Origin of the sequence: Pseudomonas sp. PA-4-8C (assembly GCF_021606625.1) — a bacterium.
Lineage (GTDB): Bacteria > Pseudomonadota > Gammaproteobacteria > Pseudomonadales > Pseudomonadaceae > Aquipseudomonas > Aquipseudomonas lactis.
Map to the genome: position 1 here is coordinate 1 of NZ_WKCD01000331.1, position 5499 is coordinate 5499.

Below are 5499 nucleotides of genomic sequence, written 5' to 3' on the forward strand. Positions count from 1 at the left end.
GCCTTTCACGTGACCTTCAACGAGGTGGCACTGGCGCTGGGCCCTCGGCCTGACGCCCACCTGATACCGGTACAAGAAGGCATGGTGCCGCCAGGTGCCAGCCTTGAACTGCCTGTACGCGGCACCCTGCCGACGATCCCCGCGGACGCCCAGGTGCATTTCAAATACATCAATGATTACGGCGCATTCTCCGCGCCGCAGCGAGCCCCCCTGAAGTTTTGATTATGTCTGTTTACCTGCCATTTACGGGGCATCCCGTGTTTGCCTGGCTGTTGTGCAACTCGCGGCTGATGGTGTCGCTGGGTGTGTTCACGACCTTATGCCTGCCGGCCGAAGCCGCGGCGCTATTGTTTGATATCGAGGCGTTTACCACCGGCTTGTCCACGGCGGTGGATATTTCGCGTTTCAATACGGGCAATGCATTGGCGCCTGGCGTCTATCGTGTGGATGTATTCCTCAATGGGCAATCCGCGGGGCGCCGTGAAATCAGCTTTGTCTCGCGTGATGACAAGGACAACGTCCAGCCTTGCGTGAGCGCCCTGGAACTTGCCCAACTCGGAGTCGTGCTGCCACCTGACGAACGCAGCGCCGACACGCAGTGCCGTGAATTTACCCAATGGATCCCCCTGGCCAGCAGCCAGCTCGACATTGTGACGCTGACGCTCGACGTCAATATCCCGCAGGCTTACCTCAGCCGAGCCGCGCGCGGTTACGTTGACCCGGCCCGTTGGGACAAGGGGCTCGACGTTGCGCTGCTCAATTACACCTTCAGCGCCGCAGCGGTGACTTCGGGGGCGGGGGAAGGTCGGGGTTACCTGGGCCTCAACGGCGGCGTCAACCTCGGCGACTGGCGCCTGCGCCACCAAGGCGGCCAGGCCTGGACTTCCCGTGGCGGTCTGTTGCCTTATCAACACACCGCCACGTACCTGCAACGGCCCTTGTCGGCCTGGCGTTCGCAACTGACCCTTGGCGACAGCTTCAGTAACGGCCAGGTCCTCGACGGCGTGCGGGTGCGGGGGATTACCCTGTCGACCGATGACCGCATGCTGGCGCCGTCGCAACAAGGCTATGCACCGCAGATACACGGCATCGCCGACAGCAACGCCACGGTAACGGTGCGCCAGAACGGCTACACGATCTACGAAACCCAGGTTGCCCCGGGGCCTTTTGTCATCGACGACCTCTATCCCACGGGCTACGGTGGTGACCTTAATGTCAGCGTCACCGAGGTGGACGGGCGCCGCACCACCTTTGTCGTGCCGTATTCCGTGGCCCCACAATTATTGCGCCAGGGCGCCACTCACTACAGCACCACGTTGGGCCAAGTGCAGCAACGCGGGGTCAGCAAGACCAGCCCCATGGTGTTTCAGGGCACCTTGCAGCATGGCCTTACCGATGGCTTGAGCCTGTACGGCGGCAGCGCGGTCTCCCGGGGATACTTGCAGGGCAAAGCCGGGCTGGCGATGAGTACGCCCATCGGCGCGTTTGCCCTGGACACCGCGCACTCGCGCACCCGCATTGAGGGCAACGGGGTGGTTGGCGGACACAGTTGGGGCCTGGCCTACAACAAAAACCTGCCATTTTCCGGAACCCATTTTGCGCTGGGCGCCTACCGCTTCTCCACGGCCGGCTATCTGAGCCTGCCGGATGCTTTGAATGTGCAGGAGCTGGCCCGCCAGCATGGGAACATCGAGGGCTATGCCCGCCAGAAAAGCCGTCTCGACCTGACGATCAGCCAGCAGATGGGGGAAGGCACCTTGAGCCTGTACGGCAGTTCTGTTGACTACTGGGCGAGCCGGCAAGGTCGCCAGACATCCTTCACCCTCAGCTATGGATCACGCTGGAAGCAGCTCAACTGGAACATTTCGGCGCAGCGCTCAAGGGTCAGCGACGCCGACCCACCCAGCGATCGTGACCACAGTGACGCGATCTTTTTCGGCCGCGCGTTGCAACCCGGTCGCGTCGATAATCGTCTGGCGCTGACCCTGTCGATGCCGCTGGGCCAGGGCACGTCGGCGCCGACCCTGAGCAGCGCTTTGTCGCGCGACACCGGCGAATCAAAGGGCAGTCAACAGCAAGTGGGCATCAATGGCTTGCTCGGCGAGGCGTCAGAGGGGCACTACGGCCTGGCCGGCAGCCAGGGCACGGGGAGCCAGGCCGGTTCCAGCTTCAATGCCTACGCCGGGTATCGCAGCAGCACGGCCAACCTGCGCGCAGGTTACGGCCAGAGTGGCAACAACGCACAAATGTCCATGGGCGCCGACGGCGGGCTGATTGCCCATGGCGGTGGCGTGACCCTCTCGCAAAGCCTCGGTGAAGCGTCGGCACTGGTGTATGCACCGGATGCCCAGGGCGCGCAGATCGGTGGGGGTGTACGCATCGACTCACACGGCTATGGCGTGTTGCCGAGCTTGCGGGCCTACCATCCCAATGACGTGGATATCGACCCCGAAGGCATGCCCATGGATGTGGAGCTCAAGGAATCGAATCACTCGGTGGTACCGACAGGGGGCGCAGTGTCGCTGGTCAAGTTCGAGACCGTCAGTGGCCGTGCGGTGGTGATCAAGGCGACCCATCGCAACGGTCAGCCGCTGCCTTTTGCCGCTCAGGTGTTCGACGAGCAGGGCAGGGAAGTCGGGGTGATTGGGCAAGCCGGCAAGGCGTTTGTGCGCGGCGTGGCCGACCAGGGCACGCTGACCGTGCGTTGGACCGAGGCGGCAAGTGACCGCTGCTATATCCCATACCGTCTGCCACCGCGGCCACCGGGGCACCGCCAGGAAAATGCCGACCAACTGGTCAGCCGGTGCCACGCCAACACCGCCAACGATGAGGTCAGCAGCCGATGATCAGCCCCGGTACGCAACGTTTGGCAGGGCTTGTAATGGTGACCTGCATCGCCCTCGCCAGCGCGCCCCATGCCCAGGCCAAGGCGACGTGTACGCCCGCGCCGCCGACGGTGCTGTCGGTGCCGCGTATTACGGTGCCCGCCAACCCTGTGGTCGGCCAGGCCCTGGGCAACCCGGGTGGCTACCCCGTTGAGGTAGCGCACGGGTTGAGGTGCACATATCCGCCCAACCTTATTGTTCGCTATTGGTCGTCCACGCGGATTGCACGGGAGATTCCCTGGACAGGACGTAACTTCTTCCACTCAGGGGTCGTCATGCCGGTTCATCTGACCGGCGTGCAAGGCGTCGGGTTTGCGTTCATGGCGCAGGACCGTGACGTGGGGCCGATGCAAACCGTAACCACCGGAGTCACGGTGCTGCGCGGACCGATCCATCCCGGTTTGCCTACGTGGGGCTTGCGCGGCCGCTTGTTCTTCGTGGTAACCGGCCCGATCCAGGGCGGCACCATTACGCCGCGTACCTTCGCGGGCTTGTACCTGTACACCAGCGACACGCACCACGCGTTCAACTTCGGCAGTGTCGAAGTCGGCCCGCCGAGTAAACCCACCTGCACGGTCTCGACGCCCTCCGTGGCGATCCCGCTGGGGGCGGTGGAGAGCAGGGCGTTCAAGGGCATTGGCAGCGTGGCCGGCAATGCCACCCGCACCATCACCTTGCAGTGCGCTGGTGGCGGGGGCGCTGAGAGCGATGTGCTGTTGACCTTGACCGACCAGACCCAACCGGCCAATCGCAGTGACCAACTGACATTGACCGCCAACTCCACCGCCAAGGGCGTGGCGCTGCAACTGCTGTTTGGCAACCGCCTGATCAGCTACGGCCCCGACGCCGCCGCTATCGGCACGCCGAATCAATGGTTGGCAGGCAGCACCGGCAACGGCACCTTCCAGATTCCCTTGACCGCGCGCTACATACAAACCGGCGCCACCGTCCGCCCGGGCACGGCCAACGGGCTGGCGACCTTCACTTTGGCCTATCGGTAGTCGGCGTGATGATCCGAGTCTTATTGAACTGCGTGTCCGGTATGGCACTGGCGGCATCTATGGCGATGGTGCAAGCGGAAATCGTCATTGATCGCACCCGGCTTATTTACCCGGCCGCGGCACGGGTGGTAACCCTCACCCTGCGCAACGAGGCGGACAGCCCACGGCTGGTACAGGTATGGATCGATGAAGGCGACCCCCAGATGGCGCCGGAATTGAGTGACGTACCCTTTACTGTCACACCACCGATTCTGCGAATGGACCCCGGCAAGGCTCAAGCGTTGCGGGTGATTTATCACCCGGTACCCAGACAAGCCATGACCGATCCTCAGGAAGTGGTGTATTGGCTGAATGTGCTAGGGATACGGCCTACTGACGCGGCAAGCCATCAACTGCAACTGGCGTTTCGCACGCGCATCAAACTGTTCCTGCGCCCCAATGCGTTGCCTGGCAGGGCGGAAGATGCCGTGGCGGCGTTGCAATGGCAACTGGCAGACGACCGCCCGGTGCTGCGGGTGCGCAACCCGAGTGCCTTTCATGTGACCTTGTCCAGCGTGGCACTCAACCTTGAGGGCGTCGAATACCGCCATGAAAACCCACCGATGCTGGCACCGCGCTCAACGGCCGAGTTGATCATGCCGGGTTGGGTTGTACCGTGGCGAGGTACGCCGACGCTGCGCTCCACCACATTGGATGACTATGGCGCGACGCATGAGAGCACGCAGCGCATAGGCCGGTAACTAAGTAGGCGAGGGGTACAGCCCTTGTGCCAGCGCGATGAATGCCAGGGCAGCCGGGGAAGACTGACGCCGATCCAGCATCACAGAACCGATATGCATGCCGATGTTACTGGGCGGCGCAATCATCCTGCTGGGTATCTACCTGTGCAACAAACCCCTTGCGCCGGGCAGGGCAATGGGGATTTGATAAGAGTACGGACAAACCTGGTTACGCTGTGTAGAATCAGTTTACGCATACAAGAATATGGACTTGCGCTCACGCAAGCCTCGGCCGTCAGAGACTGATGACACCATGAAGCTACTTGGCTCCCCCCTCATCTTTGGTGACTTCCTCGCCCGCAGCGTGCGGGGCCTCTCTTGTGCGCCACCCTCCAGCCTCATCCTTGCTCGCAACTAATCAATTGCTACCTACAAGAATGATGAGGCACCGAACATGACCGACCAACTCGCAAACCCAATGGGCCTGATGGGCTTTGAATTCATCGAATTTGCCGCGCCCACCCCAGGCACCCTGGAGCCGATCTTCGAGATCATGGGCTTCACCAAAGTGGCGACCCATCGCTCCAAGAACGTGCACCTGTATCGCCAGGGCGAGATCAACCTGATCCTCAACAACGAACCCGACAGCCTCGCTTCCTATTTCGCGGCCGAGCACGGCCCGTCGGTGTGCGGCATGGCGTTCCGCGTCAAGGACTCGCAACAGGCCTACAAACGTGCCCTGGAGCTGGGGGCCCAGCCGATCCACATCGACACCGGCCCGATGGAATTGAACCTGCCGGCAATCAAAGGCATTGGCGGTTCGCCGTTGTACCTGATTGACCGTTTCGGCGAAGGCAACTCGATCTACGACATCGACTTCGTGTACCTCGAAGG

At 62.5% G+C, this 5499-nt stretch carries 3 protein-coding genes and 3 pseudogenes; all 6 read left to right on the forward strand.

What is annotated here, in order from left to right; translation table 11 throughout:
• A pseudogene (locus tag GIW04_RS27295) lies at positions 1–222 on the forward strand (fimbrial biogenesis chaperone); the annotation flags it as partial.
• A gap of 2 nt (positions 223–224) precedes the next feature.
• The gene (locus GIW04_RS27300) at positions 225–2846 is read left to right on the forward strand and encodes a fimbria/pilus outer membrane usher protein (protein WP_236301289.1); all 2622 of its coding nucleotides are present in this window, start codon (positions 225–227) and stop codon (positions 2844–2846) included.
• Complete coding sequence (locus tag GIW04_RS27305; RefSeq protein WP_082628863.1) at positions 2843–3886, forward strand: fimbrial protein; 1044 nt, start codon at positions 2843–2845, stop codon at positions 3884–3886. The genes GIW04_RS27300 and GIW04_RS27305 overlap by 4 nt, the downstream gene beginning before the upstream one ends.
• A gap of 8 nt (positions 3887–3894) precedes the next feature.
• On the forward strand, positions 3895–4626 hold the full coding sequence (locus GIW04_RS27310) for a fimbrial biogenesis chaperone (protein WP_120248074.1): 732 nt from the start codon (positions 3895–3897) through the stop codon (positions 4624–4626).
• A gap of 85 nt (positions 4627–4711) precedes the next feature.
• Positions 4712–4813 (forward strand): annotated as a pseudogene (locus tag GIW04_RS31610) (EamA/RhaT family transporter); the annotation flags it as partial.
• Between the two features lie 246 nt (positions 4814–5059).
• A pseudogene (locus GIW04_RS27315) lies at positions 5060–5499 on the forward strand (4-hydroxyphenylpyruvate dioxygenase); the annotation flags it as partial.

Bases quoted from the DNA above. Each gene is read 5' to 3' on its own strand.
- GIW04_RS27305 (WP_082628863.1), top strand. From the start codon at position 2,843: ATGATCAGCCCCGGTACGCAACGTTTGGCAGGGCTTGTAATGGTGACC.
- GIW04_RS27310 (WP_120248074.1), top strand. From the start codon at position 3,895: ATGATCCGAGTCTTATTGAACTGCGTGTCCGGTATGGCACTGGCGGCA.
- GIW04_RS27300 (WP_236301289.1), top strand. From the start codon at position 225: ATGTCTGTTTACCTGCCATTTACGGGGCATCCCGTGTTTGCCTGGCTG.